At 68.7% G+C, this 16926-nt stretch carries 6 protein-coding genes and 1 pseudogene; 3 read left to right on the top strand and 4 right to left on the bottom strand.

What is annotated here, in order from left to right:
• The first annotated feature begins 6 nt into the window (after window positions 1-6).
• Window positions 7-858 (top strand): sugar phosphate isomerase/epimerase family protein, encoded by an 852-nt coding sequence (locus FGL91_RS17930; protein ID WP_153244528.1) that lies wholly within the window; start codon window positions 7-9, stop codon window positions 856-858.
• A gap of 43 nt (window positions 859-901) precedes the next feature.
• Window positions 902-1908: pseudogene (locus FGL91_RS17925) on the top strand (sugar phosphate isomerase/epimerase family protein).
• 25 nt (window positions 1909-1933) lie between these two features.
• On the opposite strand, the gene FGL91_RS17920 reads toward FGL91_RS17925, so the two are convergent.
• The 3 genes from FGL91_RS17920 to FGL91_RS17910 form a co-directional block, all read right to left on the bottom strand.
• Window positions 1934-2911: an NYN domain-containing protein gene (locus FGL91_RS17920; protein WP_153244527.1), complete on the bottom strand. Its 978-nt coding sequence runs from the start codon at window positions 2909-2911 to the stop codon at window positions 1934-1936.
• A gap of 2 nt (window positions 2912-2913) precedes the next feature.
• Window positions 2914-3900 (bottom strand): Gfo/Idh/MocA family protein, encoded by a 987-nt coding sequence (locus FGL91_RS17915; RefSeq protein WP_131491552.1) that lies wholly within the window; start codon window positions 3898-3900, stop codon window positions 2914-2916.
• A 76-nt stretch (window positions 3901-3976) separates the two neighbouring features.
• A complete protein-coding gene (locus FGL91_RS17910) occupies window positions 3977-4921 on the bottom strand; it encodes a quinone oxidoreductase family protein (RefSeq protein ID WP_153244526.1) in 945 nt (314 codons plus the stop codon).
• Window positions 4922-5096: 175 nt separating this feature from the next.
• Between FGL91_RS17910 and FGL91_RS17905 the strand changes: the two genes are divergently transcribed.
• A complete protein-coding gene (locus FGL91_RS17905) occupies window positions 5097-13022 on the top strand; it encodes a beta strand repeat-containing protein (RefSeq protein ID WP_194239269.1) in 7926 nt (2641 codons plus the stop codon).
• Here FGL91_RS17905 and hrpA read toward each other — a convergent pair.
• Window positions 12997-16914: an ATP-dependent RNA helicase HrpA gene (gene hrpA / locus FGL91_RS17900; RefSeq protein WP_153244524.1), complete on the bottom strand. Its 3918-nt coding sequence runs from the start codon at window positions 16912-16914 to the stop codon at window positions 12997-12999. The two genes, FGL91_RS17905 and hrpA, sit on opposite strands and share 26 nt — an antisense overlap.
• Window positions 16915-16926 lie beyond the last annotated feature (12 nt).

The raw sequence follows: 16926 nt of genomic DNA, 5'->3' as shown, positions 1-16926 counted from the left end.
ACAACGATGCCCCGCACGATCGCCGTCAACACCTGGGTGTGGACGTCTCCGCTGACGGATGCGACTCTCGAACCACTCGCCCGCAAAGCCGCGAACCTCGGCTATGACGCTCTGGAGCTGCCGCTCGAGAACGTCGGCGATTGGGACCCTGAGCGGACTCGCGATGTGCTCGACGCGGGGGGACTCGGTGCGATCGTGGTCGGCGCAATGGGGCCCGGTCGCTCGCTGGTCGCCCGCGTCGGCGATGTCGGGGCCACTCAGGACTATCTTCGTGCGTGTATCGCGGCGGCGACGACGGTCGGCGCCGACGTGGTGGCCGGACCGTTCTACGCGCCGACCGGAGTCGCCTGGCGGATGGACGCCGATGAGCGCCGCGCGGTGGTCGCCGAGGTGCGCGAGAACCTCGCGGTGGTCGCTGACGAGGCATCCGACAGGGGAGTGACGCTGGCCGTCGAACCTCTGAACCGCTACGAGACGAGTGTGCTCAACACGGTCGAGCAGAGCCTCGACGCGCTCAGCCCGCTCCTCGGCGCCGGTGTCGGTCTCGCGCTCGACACCTACCATCTCCACATCGAGGAGAAGCAGCCGGCCGATGCGATCCGCGCTGCGGGGTCGGCGATCGCGCACGTGCAGGTCTGCGGCACCGACCGCGGCGCCGTCGGTGACGACCACGCCGACTGGCCGGGCATTCTTCAGGCGCTCGACGACGCCGACTATCGAGGTCCGCTCGGACTGGAGAGCTTCACCGGCGAGAACGCCACGATCGCGGTCGCCGCCTCCGTCTGGCGCCCACTCGCCCCGAGCCAGGACGAACTCGCGTCCCGCAGTATCGCCGCGCTCCGAGCCTTCGGAGCCTGACCACCGACACGCGACACGCCCGCAACGATACGAAGGAGTATCCATGACGAGCCACCCGGTCACCCTGTTCACCGGCCAATGGGCTGATCTGCCCTTCGAGGAGGTCGTGCGTCTCGCGGCGGGTGGGGCTACGACGGTCTCGAGGTCGCCGCCTCCGGGGACCACCTCGATCTGCGCCGAGCCGACGAGGACGACGCCTACCTGGCCTCGCGCAAGGAGATCCTCGATCGCCACGGACTCGAGGTCTTCGCGATCTCGAATCATCTCGCCGGACAGGCGGTGTGCGATGCGCCGATCGACTTCCGTCACCAGGCGATCCTGCGCGATCACGTGTGGGGCGACGGTGATGCGGAGGGGGTGCGGCAACGCGCGGCCGAGGACATGAAGCGCGCGGCCCGGGTCGCACGCAAGCTCGGCGTCGATACGGTGGTCGGGTTCACCGGCTCATCGATCTGGCCCTACGTGGCGATGTTCCCGCCGGTGCCGGCCTCCGTGATCGAGAGCGGATTCGAGGATTTCGCGCAACGGTGGAATCCGATCCTCGACGTCTTCGACGGTGAGGGCGTGCGGTTCGCGCACGAGGTGCACCCCGGGGAGATCGCCTACGACTACTGGTCGAGTGTGCGTGCTCTCGAGGCGATCGATCACCGTGAGGCGTTCGGATTCAACTGGGATCCGTCGCACATGATGTGGCAGAACATCGATCCGGTCGGGTTCATCGTCGACTTCGCGGACCGCATCTACCACGTGGACTGCAAGGACACCCGGATGAGACCGCACAACGGTCGGGCCGGGGTGCTCGGCTCGCATCTCCCGTGGGGAGACCCGCGACGGGGATGGGACTTCGTCTCCACCGGGCACGGGGATGTGCCCTGGGAGGACGCCTTCCGCGCCCTCGACGCCATCGGTTACGGCGGTCCGATCTCGATCGAGTGGGAGGACGCCGGGATGGATCGTCTGCACGGAGCGGCCGAAGCGCTCGGCTTCGTGCGCTCCCTGCTGTGGCCGCCTCCTGCGGCGTCTTTCGACGCGGCGTTTCGCAACCAGTGACGAACCCGGCGGAGCCCGCGCGCTGTCAGACGGCGGGCTCGCGGAGGCGGACCAGACGCTCGTGTCCGGTCTCCTCCAGCTCGGCGATGTCGTCGCGCGACTTCAGGAAGTCGGAGAACGACCGGTAGCCGAGCGCCTTCTCGCTGAACGACGGGTCCATGCGGCGCATATGCGTCTTCACTGCGGAGCTGTGCAGCCATTCGTCGGCGTCCGCCTTGTCGTGACCGAGTCGGAGGGCGCGCTCGAGCAGTTGCGTCGCCTCGCCCTGCTCATCGATCTTCGTCGGAGCAGGGGCCGCCGCCTTGGACTTGGCTCGGCGCGGGGTCTTGGCCTTGGCCGTATCGGTGCTCGCCTCGGCGGTGTCGGCGGCATCGGCGGTGGCCTCGACCACGGCTTCTGCCTTCGCCGCGACAGGCGGGGGAGTGGTCTTGACGGGGCGCACGACTCCGGGCAGCGAGTCGTAGGACTCGAACTCGTCGCAGGCCGCCGCGAGCGACTTCGCGGTCGAGCCAGACACGCCGACCCCGATCACGTAGCGACCGAGCCGCTTGCAGCGCTGCGCGAGCGGCACGTAGTCGCTGTCACCCGCCACGATCACGACGTGCGTGAGGTCGGGCAGCCGGAACATGTCTTCGACCGCATCGACGGCGAGCCGGATGTCGGCGCCGTTCTTGGCGTAGGCGGCGGCAGGGAAGAGCTGTACGAGGTCGACCGCGCGGGCCACGAGCTGAGAGCGGTATTCGGCGTTCACCGGCGACGACCAGTCGGCGTATGCCCGCGTCAACACCAGGGTGCCGAAAGACGCGGCGTAGTCGATGATCGCCCCGACCTCGATCATCGCGCGGCCGAGACGGTCGGCGACCTCCGGATCGTTCGGGTTCTCGGTGATGCGCTGCCGGTCCTTGCCGTAGGCGTTGCGCCCGTGCACGCGGTCGTACCAGGAGATGACGATGTTGTCGAAGTCGAGATAGACGGCGACGCGGGCATCGGTGGTCTCGGCCATGATCAGGCCTCCTCACGGGGGTAGCGGACGCCGATCTGCGCACGGATCTCGTCGAGCGCGCCCATGATCGCGACGCTCTCGGCGATCGGTAGGATGTCGCCTTCGAGGATCCCGTCGCGCACCAGTCGCTCGGCGGCATGAGCCTGATACTGCATGCCGCGGCCCGTGACCGAGGAGACGTACTCTTCCTGCACGGTGCCGTCCGGGAGGATCACGCGGAACGTGGTAGGGCTGTACCAGACCGTGTCGATGTCGATGCGGGCCGCGGTGCCGAGGATGCTCGCGACGTTGGGGCCCGCCGCCCGGGACGACGAGAGGCTGGTGGAGACCGCGCCGCCCTCATGTGTCATCACGGTCGCGACCTCGGAATCGGCGCCGGTGTCGATGAGCCTGCCCACGGCGCGGATGCTGGTCGGAGCGCCGAGGATGTCCCAGATGAAGGAGATCGGATAGATGCCGAGATCGAGCAGGGCACCGCCGCCGAGCTCGAGGGCGTTGAGCCGGTGCGCCGGGTCGGTGGGCAGCAGCTGGGTGTGATCCGCGCTGACCGCGCGGATGTCGCCCAGGGCGCCCTCGGCGATGAGCTCGCGGATGCGCACCATGTGCGGCAGATAGCGCGTCCACATGGCCTCCATGACGAGCAGTCCCCGCTCGGCCGCGAGCGCCTGCAGATCCTCGGCCTCGGCGCGGTTCAGGGTGAACGCCTTCTCGACCAGCACGTGCTTGCCGGCCTCGAGTGCGAGCCGGGCGTTCTCGTGGTGCATCGGGTGCGGCGTCGAGACGTAGATGATGTCGACGTCGGGGTCGGCGACGAGAGCGTCGTACGAGGGGTGGGCGTGGGGGATGTCGAAGCGCGAGGCGAAGGCGTCAGCCGACTCCTGCGAGCGGGATCCGACGGCCACGAGGTCGAGCCCCGCGGTTCGCAGATCGGACGCGAATGCGCCGGCGATACCGCCGGTCGCGAGGATTCCCCACCGAAGACCTGTCATGGTCTCAGCGTACGGGGTGCCGCGGACGCGACGCCGCATTCTTCACCGGCATGCGCCCCGATCGACAGAGGCCCGCCTACGGCACCAGGATGATCTTTCCGGAGGCGGCGCCGGACTCCAGGAGCTCATGGGCCCGCACCGCCTCGGCAAGCGGCAACTGTTGTCCGAGCTCGGCCGTGAAGTCCCCGGTCTCCAGGAGCGCGATCGTCTGAGGCAGCGCTTCGGCGCGCCATGCGAGCTCCTGGTCGGTGAGCGGCACCGGTGAGCCCCCGGAGAAGGCGCGGATGCCGAACGACGCGGCATCCGGTCCTCGAACGATCGTCGCGATACGGTCGCGGTCGGACACCAGCGCGAGGGACGTCTCGATCGCCTCGTCGGTGCCGGCACAGTCGAGCACCACCGTGACGGCGGAGGGAGCGGCGTCGCGGATCCGGTCGATCAGCCCGTCGCCGTATGCCACGGGGAGGGCGCCGAGTTCGCGCAGCTGGTCGTGGCGGGCAGGGCTTCCGGTTGCGATCACGGTCGCGCCCCAGGCGACGGCGAACTGCACGGCGGCCTGCCCGACCGCCCCTGAGCCTCCGTGCACGAGAAGCACGTCGCCGTCGACGACATCGAGAGAGCGAAGGGCCTGGTAGGCGGTTCCTGCCGGAATGCCGATCGCGGCGCCCTCGGCCATCGTGACCGCGTCCGGAAGAGGTGCGAGGTGCTCCGCGGGGACGGCGAGCGCGGAGGCGTACGTGCCGTGCCCGTCTCGGATCGCCACCCGGTCGCCGACCCGGAGATCGTCGACGCCCTCGCCGAGCACCTCGATCACCCCGGCGCCGTCGAAGCCGACCGGACGCGGCTCGGTGATCGGCGGAGAGGGCCGCTTGCCGCCGCGGAGCTTCGCGTCGATCGGATTCACACCCGCCGCCTCGATCCGCACGACGACCTCACCGCGGGCCGCGACCGGGTCGGGGATCTCGATCAGGTGCAGGACGTCCGGGGAGCCGATTTCGGTGTACACGATCGCGCGAGCCATGTCCCCAGGCTATGCCCGTTTCCAAGTTCCCGGCGTGCGCCAAAGATGGGCTTGTGCCCGGTCGATGCCCTGGGCATCCTGACATTACGGGGGTTGGGCCGGGAGGCTCACGATGGCTCACAGACACAGCGCAGGTAGGCCAGAATCTCAACGACGGAGATTCCGCCTGCGAGCGATGGTGGTCGTCGGTGCGCTTCTGACGGTGATCGTCGCCGCAGTCGTGGGCCCCACGCAACCCGCCGTCGCCGCTGACAGAGTCTTCCTCATCGACTCGCTCAGCCATCAGGGCGACGACCTGAGCCCGGGCGACGGGGTGTGTCTGACCTCCACCGGAGTGTGCACGCTCCGCGCGGCGCTGCAGGAGTCCAACGCCAGCGCCGTCGACGACACCATCGTGATCGCACCGGCAGAAGACGTCGATGCCTCCACACCCGGTGTGCAGCCCAGCGGCACGATCGTGGTCTCGGGATCCGGCGCGGCAAACTGGATGCACGTCGGAGCATTGTCGCCCTTCGGAGACGGCGGAGCGGCGTTCCTGGCGACCCGAAGCGTGGTCATCGACTTCCAGAGCCGGTTGGGAGTGGCGTCGCTCAATGACGGCAACGGCGTGGCCGCGTTCTACCTCAACGGTCCCGGTGTGACCGTGCGCAACTTCGAGAACGTCCGCTCCAATGAGACCGCCTTCGTGTTCGGCCCCAGCGGTGACGATGTCACCGTGGAGAACGGCAGCTGCGTCGATTCCGGCAGCATCGCCCTCGAACGGTGCTTCTGGTTCGCCGGCGGCTCGGATCGAGTGACCCTGCGCAACGTGGAGGTCGGCTCCCCGTGGGGTGGCGGTGGAGGAGCGATCGGCATCGCGAACGGTGCGACCCTCAACGATCTGACCCTCGACGCGATGCGGTTCATCAACCCCGACACGGATGCCTATGACGCTGTGGTCGTCCAAGGCGCGGCTGCGCTCACCCGTCTGACGATCACGGGGTCGATCTTCGACGGATTCCAACCCGGTCGTTTCCCGCTCGATCTGCGGGGGGCGACCCTCACCGAGGCTCGGATCGTCGGCAATCGGTTCATCAACATCAACAACACCTCCGGATACACGTCGGTCTGGATCAACCGGGCAGGCAGCGACAACCTGATCTCCCGCAACTCCTTCGAGCACACGCCCGGAAGGACGACCGGATTCGGCGTCTTCTTCAGCGATATGGGGCGCACCGCGTTGCAACCGAGCGGGTGGACGGTCGACTCGAACTCCTTCGACGGTCGGGTGCAGAACTCCGTGTACGTGGGCCCGGGGTCGGGGATCCTCACCGTGCAGCGCAACACCTTCGGTCCGGCATCGTTCGGAGGGGGGACGGCGACGAACGAGACGAATTCGATCGCGCTCGTCCACAACGCGTCGCTGACGGCCAATCAAGGGATCACGACCTGGTTCCCCACCTCCGTGAGTTATGACACGCTGCAGTGCACTCTCGATGTCGTCGTCGCGCCGCCGACCGTGGGCTCGATCCCGCTCGTTCCGGTCGACCTCGACCTCTACTACACGGCCGCCACGCAGGCGGAGGTCTACCTCGGTCGAGCAGAAGCCGTGTCGACGCCGACGACCGTGACCGTTCCCTACACACTCGGCCCCGGCAACATCCGGATCCAGACGATAGCGGCCACCGGGGCGAGCTCGCAGTACTCGCGCATCGTGGCTCAGACCGAGCCGGATGGCTGCGGGCCGCGCGTCACCGTCGACCAGGCGGCCAGTCAAGCCGACCCCACCTCCGAACGTGACATCCGCTTCTCGGTCCAGTTCTCGGAGCCGATCGCCGGTGCGCTCGAAGCCGGCGCGATCGACGTGTCGAACTCGACGGCGCCGGGTGCCCGCGTGGTCGATGTCGTCGCGATCACATCGACGACGTTCGAAGTCGTCGTGCGCGCCGATGCCTCCGGGTCGGTGGAAGCAGGCTTGGCGGCGGGCGCCGTGGTCGATCTCGACGGCAACCCGTCCGTCGCTTCCACGTCCACCGACAACGTCGTCACGTATGTGTCTCCCCTCTCGCTCGCACCGACCTCGCTCACGGTGACCGAGGGGGAGGCGGGCGAAGACTATGTCGTCACCACGAGCCTCGCCGCCACCGCCCCGATCACCATCGACCAGGTGATCGCCGATCCGTCGTGGGTGTCCGTCACACCGACGCCGCTGGTCATCGGCACCACCGCGGTTTCGGGGTCGGTGACGATCGAGGCCGTCGATGACTTGCTGGTCAACGGCGATCGACCGACCTCGATCGAACATGCCGTCAGTTCCCCCGACCCCAACTTCGACGGCCTGCTCCTCGACCCGGTCGCGGTGACAGTGCTCGATGATGACGAACCGAGCGCGACCGAGTCGCTGTTGGAGACGACCGCAGGATCACGCATCGCCGATGGAACCGACGAGCACTCGGCCATCGTCACCGTCCGCAACGCCGCGGGTGAAGACCTCGCCGGCATCCTCGTCACCTTCCAGGTCTCCGACGACGCCGACCTCGGCGCGACCTCGTGTGTGACCGATGGAGCGGGCATGTGCTCGGTTCCTGTGACCTCGGTGGTCTCCGGCTTCTTCTCGGTTCAAGCATTCATCGGTGGCGCGATCGAGATCGTCGGGCCTCCGGCGACAGTCGAATTCGTCGCCGGACCGGTCTCCCTGACCACCTCGACGATCGTGTCCTCTGTTCTCTCCTTGCCGGCCGACGGCGAATCCGGCGCGGTCGTCACCGTGACGTTGCGCGATGCGCTCGGCAACCTCGTATCGACGGGCGGGGCGGTCGATATCCTCACCGACGCAGGCCAGATCGTCGGGGTGACCGACAACGGTGACGGAACCTGGACCGGGACGCTCGTGGCGCCCACGACGACGGGCATCGCGACGATCGGCTTCACCTACGAGGGCCAGCCAGGAGAGCAGACGGTGGCGGTCAACTTCACCGCCGGTGAACCGTCCGCATCGACGACGACGATAGCCGTGGACCCGGACTCTCTGGTGGCAGATGGTGTCTCGTCGTCCACCGTCACCGTCACGGTGGTCGATGGCTACGGCAATCTTGTCGGCGTCGGCGGAGCGGACATCAGCATCGCGATCGACACCGGCTCAGTCTCGACCGCGACCGACAACGGTGACGGCACGTACACGGCGACCTTCGTCGCTCCGACCACGGCAGGCGCGGCCACGCTGCGACCTGTCATCGACAGCACGATCGGCACGAATTCCGCACAGATCCAGCTCGTGCCTGGCGCGGCATCGGTGTCGGAATCCACCATCAGCGCCTCGCCGTCGGCAGTCACGGCCGACGGCGTGAGCCAATCGGCGATCACCGTGACGCTGATCGACGCCAACGGCAACCCCCTCGGCGTCGGGGGCGCTGACGTCGAGATCACCAGTGACCTCGGTAGCCTTTCCACGCCCGTGGACTACGGCGACGGCACGTACACCGCGATACTCACCGCGCCTCCCTCACCGGGCATCGCGACACTGGGCTTCGTCGTCGACGGTGCGACGGGCGACAACACCACGCAGGTGCAGTTCCTCGCGGGCGCACCCGATGCGGTGACCTCCGGCATCGTCGCCGATCCGACGGTGATCGTCGCCGACGGTGTCTCGACGGCGACGGTCACCGTCTCTGTGCGCGACGCGCAGGGCACGCTTCTGGTCGAAGGCGGTGCGGACGTCGACATCTTCACGGACGCCGGTGCAGTCACCACCACGACCGACAACGGCGACGGGACCTACGCGGCCATACTCACCGCGTCGACCACCGCCTCGGTGGCAACACTGGGCTTCCGCGTGGGCGGAGTGCTGAGTCCGAACACGACGACAGTAGAGTTCGTCGCAGGCGAGGCGGACCCGGGCAACGCTGTCATCGTGGCAGCCCCCACGACGGTGACGGCTGACGGCGTTTCGGCATCGACCGTGGAAGTGACCCTCTTCGACTCGTTCGGCAACGCGGTCGTCCCGTCCCCAGGGCAGGCGGAGTTCTCGATCACGGTGGGGACGATCACTGCCCCGACCATCTCTGCCGGCGCGGTCGTCGCCTACGCCACGTCGACGGTCAGCGGTACCGCCGAGGTGTCCTTCACGGTCGACGGGGTTCCCGCATCGGCGACGGCGGAGATCGAGTTCGTCGCCGGCAGCGCCAGTCCAGACGACTCGACGATCACGGCTGTCCCGGACACGGTTGTCGCCGACGGTGTCGCCGCCGCGGAGGTGACCGTGTCGGTCCGCGATGAGTTCGACAATCCAGTGACCACGGGCGTCGTCGTCACCCTCGAGACCACGTCGGGCTCGCTCTCGGTGCCGGTCGATCAGGGCGACGGCACCTGGACGGCGCAGGTGACCTCCGCCGTCGCCGGTGAGGCGGGCGTGTCCTTCCGGGTGGATGGGGTGCTCTCCACGCAGACGGCGTCGGTGGAGTTCGTGGCGGGTGCCCCGGATCTGGATTCGTCGACGATCGAGGCTGACCCGGTGTCGATCGAGGCGGATGGTGTGTCGAGTTCGGCTGTGACGGTGCGGCTGGTCGATGGGCAGGGGAATCCGTTGGCGGTCGGCGGTGCTGTCGTCGAGATTCTGAGTGATGTCGGTTCGGTGTCGGCGACGGTGGACAACGGTGAGGGGACGTATGGGGCGACTTTGACGTCGGACACGACGGCGGGGACGGCGACGGTGTCGTTCACGATCGATGGTGCGGCTGCTGCTGCGACGGTTGAGGTGGACTTCACGCCGGGTGCTGCTGATCTGACGCAGTCGTTGATCGACGCTGCTCCTACCGAGCTTGTTGCGGATGGTGTGTCGTCGTCGCAGGTCACGGTGACGTTGGTCGATGCCAACGGCAATCCGCTGGGCGTCGGCGGGGACGATGTGGAGATCGTGACCGACGCGGGGATGGTTTCCGGGACGGTCGACAACGGGGACGGCACGTATACGGCGACGTTGCAGGCACCGACGGCGGTGGGGGCGGCCACGGTGGGCTTCACTATCGGCGGGGTGGCTGCGGTGGCGACGGTCGAGGTCGCGTTCGTCGCCGGTGATGCGTCGGCGGACACGTCCACGATCGAGGCGGATCCGACGTCGATCACTGCGGATGGTGTGTCGACGTCGACGGTCACGGTGACGCTGAGGGATGCCGAGGGCAACCCGCTGACGTCGGGTGGTGTCGCGGTGACGATGGATACGACTGCCGGTTCGCTCAGTGCTCCCGTGGACAACGCGGATGGCACGTATACGTCGACGTTGACGTCGTCGACGGCGGCGGGGCAGGCGACTGTGACTTTCGCGATCGGCGGCGCGGTGGGCACTGATGATGCGGTGGTGACGTTCGTGGCCGGGGTGGCGGATCCGGCGACCTCGTCGATCGCGGCAGCTCCGGGTGTCATCGTCGCCGACGGCGTCTCGACGGCGCAGATCACGGTGACGCTTCGTGATGCGCAGTCGAACCCGGTCACCGATGCCGGCGACATCGTGGAGATCCTCTCCGACATCGGCACCGTCGGGGCGGTGACGGACAATGCCGACGGCACCTATACGGCGGCGTTGACGTCGACCACGCAGGCGGCGACCGCGGTGGTGAGCTTCACGGTCGATGGCGTCGATGGTGTCGCGACGACGGTGGTGCAGTTCGTGGCGGGGCAGGCGGATGCCTCCACTTCGCAGATCGACGCGCAACCGGCGGTCCTCACCGCGGATGGTGGGTCGGAGTCGATCGTCACGGTCACGCTGTATGACGCGTTCGACAACGTCCTGAACGTCTCGGGAGGGGCGGTGGTGATCGAGACGACCGCGGGAACGGTGAGTGTGACCTCCGACAACGGCGACGGGACCTATGACGCCGTGCTGACCTCGGACACGATGACCGGCACGGCCATCCTGACCTTCACCCTCGAAGGAGTCGCCGGGACGCAGACGGCGTCGGTGGAGTTCGTGGCGGGTGCTCCTGATCCCGGCACGTCCACGATCGAGGCCGACCCCGGATTCCTCGAAGCCGACGGCGTCAGCACGTCGACAATCACCGTGCGTCTGCTCGATGCTTCGGGCAACCCCGTAGGGGGAGGCGGGGACGACGTGGAGATGGCGACGACCGCGGGCAGCATCACGACCGCGGTGGACAACGGCGACGGTACCTACACCTCGATCCTCACCGCGCCCACGAGTACGGAGCCCCCGTCGGCGTCGGTGACCTTCACCGTGGATGGAGCGCCCGCGACGCGCTCGGTGGTCGTGGCGTTCGTGGCGGGGGTGCCGGATGCGGGATCGTCGACGATCTCCGTGTCCGAGGACTCGATCGTCGCGGATGGGGTGTCGACGTCGACGGTGAGCGTGGTGGTGCGGGATGCACTCGGCAACCCCGTTCCGGGACTCGGGGATGTCGTGGGGATCAGCTCGTCTGCGGGAGTGGTCGGGTCCGTCGCTGATGAGGGCGACGGGACGTATCGTGCGGTGTTGACGTCGTCGACCACGGCGGGCACCGCGACCGTGTCGTTCACCGTCGAGGATGTGCCGGGCACGGACACCGCCACAGTGGCGTTCGTGGCAGGTTCACCGGATGCGAACTCCTCGACGATTTCCGTGTCCGAGGACTCGATCGTCGCGGATGGGGTGTCGACGTCGACGGTGACCGTGGTGGTGCGGGACGCATTCGGCAACCCCGTTCCAGGGCTCGGGGATGTCGTGGGTATCAGCTCGTCCGCGGGAACGATCGGGTCGGTGTCGGATGAGGGCGATGGCACGTATCGTGCGGTGTTGACGTCGTCGACATCGGCGGGCAGCGCGACGATCACATTCACCGTCGACGGTGTGGCCGGTACGGACACGGCGACCGTGGCATTCGTGGCGGGTCCGCCGGATGCGGGGTCATCGACGATCTCCGCATCGCCTCCGCAGTTCGAAGCGGGAGCAGGCAGCTCGACGATCACCGTTCATCTCGCGGATCGCTACGGCAATCCCACGGTTGAGTCTGTCGGAGTGTCGATGATGACGACTCTCGGAAGCCTCTCCACGCCCGTCGACAACGGCGACGGTACTCACACAGCCACTCTCACGTCGGATGAGCCGGGAACGGCGATCGTCTCCTTTGCGATCAGCGGCGTGTCCGGGACCGATGTCGCGGAGGTGGAAGTGCTCGACACCACGCCTCCCGATCCGGTGGTCATCGACACCCCCGTCGACGGTTCGACGGTGGGAGCGCGTCCGGCGATAGAGGGTGACGGAGAGCCGGGTGCGACCGTGACGGTGGCTGCCAACGGTACCGACACCTGCACGACCATCGTCGGTACGGACGGACGGTGGCAGTGCTTCCCCGCGACGCCATTCGAGTCCGGCTCCGTGACACTGGTCGCCGTGCAGACGGACGCGGGAGGGAACACCTCTCCGGACTCCGACCCCGTCACCGTGACGGTCGTGGCTTCGCCGCCGCCCGCGCCGGTGCTCGACCCCACGAACGGAAGCCGTGTTTCCGGCACCTCTCTCCCCGGTCTCACCGTGACGGTGCGGGACAGTGGCGGGACCGTGATCTGTGTCAGCACCGTGGGCGCGGACTCCCGATTCGAGTGCGTACCGGACGAACCGCTCGCGCTGGGCGCGCTCGTGTCGGCGACCGCCGCCGATGAGTTCGGGAACGTCTCCGACGCGACGCTCGTTCGCGTGGGCGGCGCTCGCGTCTCTCTCGCCTTCGACTCGCGCATCGCCGGCGAAATACAAGGAGTCGTGGGGCTGGGGTTCCTCCCCGGGGAGAGCATCATCGCGACTCTGGAATCGACGCCGATCGAGCTCGGTCGTTTCACCGCTTCGGTCGGCGGGGACATCGCGTTCGAGTTCACGGTGCCGCTGGACCTCGAACCGGGAACTCACAGCGTCATCCTCGAGGGCGAGGACAGCGGTGCCGTGCGTGCGACGTTCGAGGTACGGCCACCGGCAGCGGGCGGTGGCGGCACACTTCCCACGACGGGCGGCACCGCGGTCCAGCCGTTGCTTCCGCTGGGAGTCGTCCTGTTGCTCGTCGGCCTGCTGCTGGTGGCGGGAAGAGGACCTGCGGGACCCGACCGGTTCTCGCCGCGGGTCAGCGACCCGAGAGCGCCTTCATGATGCGCTGCGGCGACACCGGCTGGGCGGTACCCAGGCGCTGCGCGAACACACTCACGCGGTACTCCTCCAGCAGCCAGCGCACCTCGACGAGCGAAGGCGTCGCGTCGCGGCGGAGGGGAATCGTGCCCCCGGCGTCCTCGAACGCGTTCGCCATGCGCTCGTACTCGGTCATGCGGGCGCGGTCCTTGCCCGGCTCGCTGGCGAGGGTCTTCAGGCGGTCGAGCATCCCCTCCAGGTAGCGGGGGAACTGTGCGAGACGGTCGACACCGGCGGCGGAGACGAAGCCGGCATGCAGAAGGCCGCTCAGCTGGGTGCGGATGTCGTTGAGCGGTCCGAGCAGCGCGAGCGAATTCTGGGACTTGATGCCGCGTTCGACGTCGCGGGATCGGGTGAGGATGCGTGCGACCAGCGAGACGCACGCGAAGAGATCATCGACGAGCGTGGCCGAGACCGCGTCGCGCACCGTCGCGAAGTCCGCCTCGTTGCGCACGATCCCTTCCGGCACGACACGCTCGATGGCCTTGCGGGCGACGGCCGCCCGGCAGTCCTCGATGAGAGCGGCGGCGGACGGGTACGGCGAGGCGGCGAGTGCCAGCTTCTCCTGACTCGTGAGGTGCTCCTGCACATACGAGGAGGGGGAGGGCACACCGAGCAGCACCAGGCGCAGCACGCCGTCGCGGGTGGAGGCGGCAGCGGCCTCCGGGGTCGACTCGACCCGCACCGACACGCTCTTGCCCTGGTCCACGATGGCGGGATAGCCGCGCACGACACCGCCGGCGACCCGGGTGTCGAGCACCTCGGGCAGGTCTCCGAAGGTCCACCCCGTGAGGCCGGTCTGCTCGACCGGAGCCGCGGCGACGCGTTCGGGCCCGCGACCTCCACCGGAGCTCCCGGATCGGGGAGGGGCGGCGATCGAGCGGGCGACGCTGCTGCGCGCACGGTCGGAGAGTCGCGTCTGCAGCGCCCGCAGATCGCGGCCGGAGCCGACGATCCTGCCGCGCTCGTCCACGGCGCGGAAGTTCATGCGCAGGTGCGGAGGGACCCGCTCGTCGTCGAAGTCGGTCGCGGACACGAGCTGGTTCGCGAGCGGCTGGATCCGTCGGGCGAGCGCTTCCTTGAGCGTGCGCGGAGGGAGTCCGCCGTGCGACTCCGGGCCTTCCTCGATGAGCTCGGCGCCGAACTTCTCGGCCCAGTCGGCGGCGGGGACGACATGGCGCCGGATCGCCTTGGGGAGCGCGCGCAGCAGCCCCGTCACGAGTTCGGCGCGCAGCCCCGGAACCTGCCAGTCGAAACCGCGGTCCTCGATCTGCGCGAGCAGCGGCAGCGGCACGACCACGCTGACGCCGTCGTCGTCGGCGCCGGGCTCGAACCGGTACGCGAGACCGAGCACCTGGTCGCCCTGCGTCCACCGCGTCGGGAACTCGCGCTGATCCGCGCGTTCCTCGTCGTCGATCAGGTCGCTCTCGCGCATCACGAGCAGCTTCGGCGTGGTGGCCATGGCTTCGCGCCACCGGCTCTCGAAGGAGCGCACATCGAACACCTCGGCGGGGATGCGTTCGTCGTAGAACCGGAACACGGCCTCGTCGCCGGCGAGGATGTCGCGACGGCGCTCACGCTCCTCGAGCTTCTCGAGGCGTTTGCGCAGTTCGGCGTTGCTGCGCCAGAACGCACTCACCCGCTTGTCGATGCGCGCCGGATCCCACTCGCCCTCGACGAGCGCATGCCGTACGAAGAGTTCGCGCGACGCCGCCCGGTCGATGCGCGCGAACTGCACGCGCCGTCGCGGGATGATCTCGAGCCCGAACAGCGTCACCTTCTCGAAGGCGACCGCGGCCCCGGCATCCTTCGACCAGTGGGGCTCGGTGACCTGCCGCTTGGCGAGGTCGCCCGCCAGGGGTTCGGCCCAGGCCGGGTCGATCGCGGCGACCGTGCGGGCGAACGTGCGCGAGGTCTCGACGATCTCGGCGGCGATCACCGCGCGAGGACTCTTCTTGCGCAGCCCTGACCCGGGGAAGATCGAGAAGCGGATGCCGCGGGCGCCCCGATACTCCGCGATGCGGCGGCCTTTCGGCTCCTTCGCGGGGGAGTGCGACTTGCCGGCGGGTGCCGTGCGTTCGTCCAGGATGCCGATCTGCGAGAGCAGGCCGGACAGCAGGGCGCGATGGATGGCGTCGGGGTCGCTCGTCCCGGTCTCGTCGCGCGGGCGGTCGGGGGTCTTCACGAGGGTGCGGAGTTGACGGTGCACGTCGAACCACTCCCGCACCCGCACGTAGTTGAGGTGCTCGGAGCGGCAGAGTCGGCGGAACGCACTCGAGCCGAGCTCGCGCTGCTGCTCGCGCAGGTGATTCCAGAGGTTCAGCAAGGTCAGGAAGTCGCTCGTCGGGTCGACGAAGCGTGCGTGCTGCCGGTCGGCCTCCTCGCGGCGCTCCTCCGGCCGCTCGCGCACGTCCTGGATCGTCATTCCCGAGACGATCGCGAGCACGTCGCGAGTGACCGAGCCGCCCGATCCCGTGCGTCCCGCCTCGATGAGCATCCGTGCGAACCGCGGGTCGATCGGCATGCGCGAGATCTCACGCCCCGTGCGCGTGAGGTGCGGGGAGCCGTCACGGCGGGAGGGCTCGACCGCGCCGAGCTCGGTGAGCAGGTCGAATGCCGCCTTCACGCCGCGGGAGTCGGGCGGGGTCAGGAACGGGAAGGCGCTGATGTCGCCGAAGCCGAGCGAGAGCATCTGCAGGATGACCGATGCGAGTGACGTCCGCAGGATCTCGGGCTCGGTGAATTCCGGCCTCCGGTCGAAGTCCTCCTCCGAGTAGAGGCGGATCGCGATGCCGTCGCTGGTGCGGCCCGCGCGGCCCGAGCGCTGGTTCGCCGAGGCCTGCGAGATCGCCTCGATCGGCAGGCGCTGCACCTTGGATCGGTTGCTGTAGCGCGAGATCCGGGCGGTACCGGTGTCGATCACGTACTTGATGCCGGGAACGGTGAGACTCGTCTCGGCGACGTTGGTCGCGAGGATCACCCGGCGGCGCACGCCAGGCACCCGACTGCGCTCGAACACCCGGTGCTGATCTGCGGCGGAGAGGCGTCCGAACAGCGGAAGCACCTCGGTAGGGGCACGGTCGTTCGCGTAGGCGCCGCGCACAGCGTCGGCCGCGTCGCGGATCTCGGCTTCGCCGGGCAGGAACACCAGCACATCGCCCGGCGCCTCCCGGTCGAGCTCGCGCAGCGCGGAGACGATCGCCGAGACCTCGTCCTCCGGGTCGCCGGCCTGATCGTCCTCTTCGGGGTCCTCCGACGGTCCGCGGTAGCGGATCTCCACGGGATAGGTGCGCCCGGACACCTCGATGATCGGAGCCGGGGTGCCGTCGGCCGCCGCGAAGTGCTTCGCGAAGCTCTCCGGATCGATCGTCGCCGAGGTGATGACGACCTTGAGGTCGGGGCGCTCGGGCAGGATGCGTGAGAGGTAGCCGAGGAGGAAATCGACGTTGAGGGAGCGCTCGTGCGCCTCGTCGATGATGATCGTGTCGTAGCGCGTGAGCAGTCGGTCGCGGTGGATCTCGTTGAGGAGGATGCCGTCGGTCATCAGCGCGATGCGGGTGGCATCGGAGACCTTGTCGGTGAAACGCACCTTGTAGCCGACCAGGGTGCCGAGCTCGACCTGGAGCTCTTCGGCGACACGCTCTGCGATGGTGCGGGCCGCGAGGCGGCGTGGCTGCGTGTGGGCGATGCGCTCCCGCCCGAGTTCGAGGGCGATCTTCGGCAGCTGTGTCGTCTTGCCGGATCCGGTGGCCCCCGCGACGATCACGACCTGGTGGTCGCGGATGGCGTCGGCGATCTCGGCCCTGGCTGCGCTGACGGGCAGCTCCGGCGGATAGGAGATCACAGGGGAGGACATAGCCCTCCATCG

The organism is Microbacterium sp. CBA3102 (assembly GCF_007954505.1).
In the GTDB taxonomy this organism is placed as follows: Bacteria; Actinomycetota; Actinomycetes; order Actinomycetales; family Microbacteriaceae; genus Microbacterium; species Microbacterium aurugineum.
Note: the sequence above shows the minus strand (reverse complement) of the source record. Positions and strands in the feature narration are given on the sequence as shown.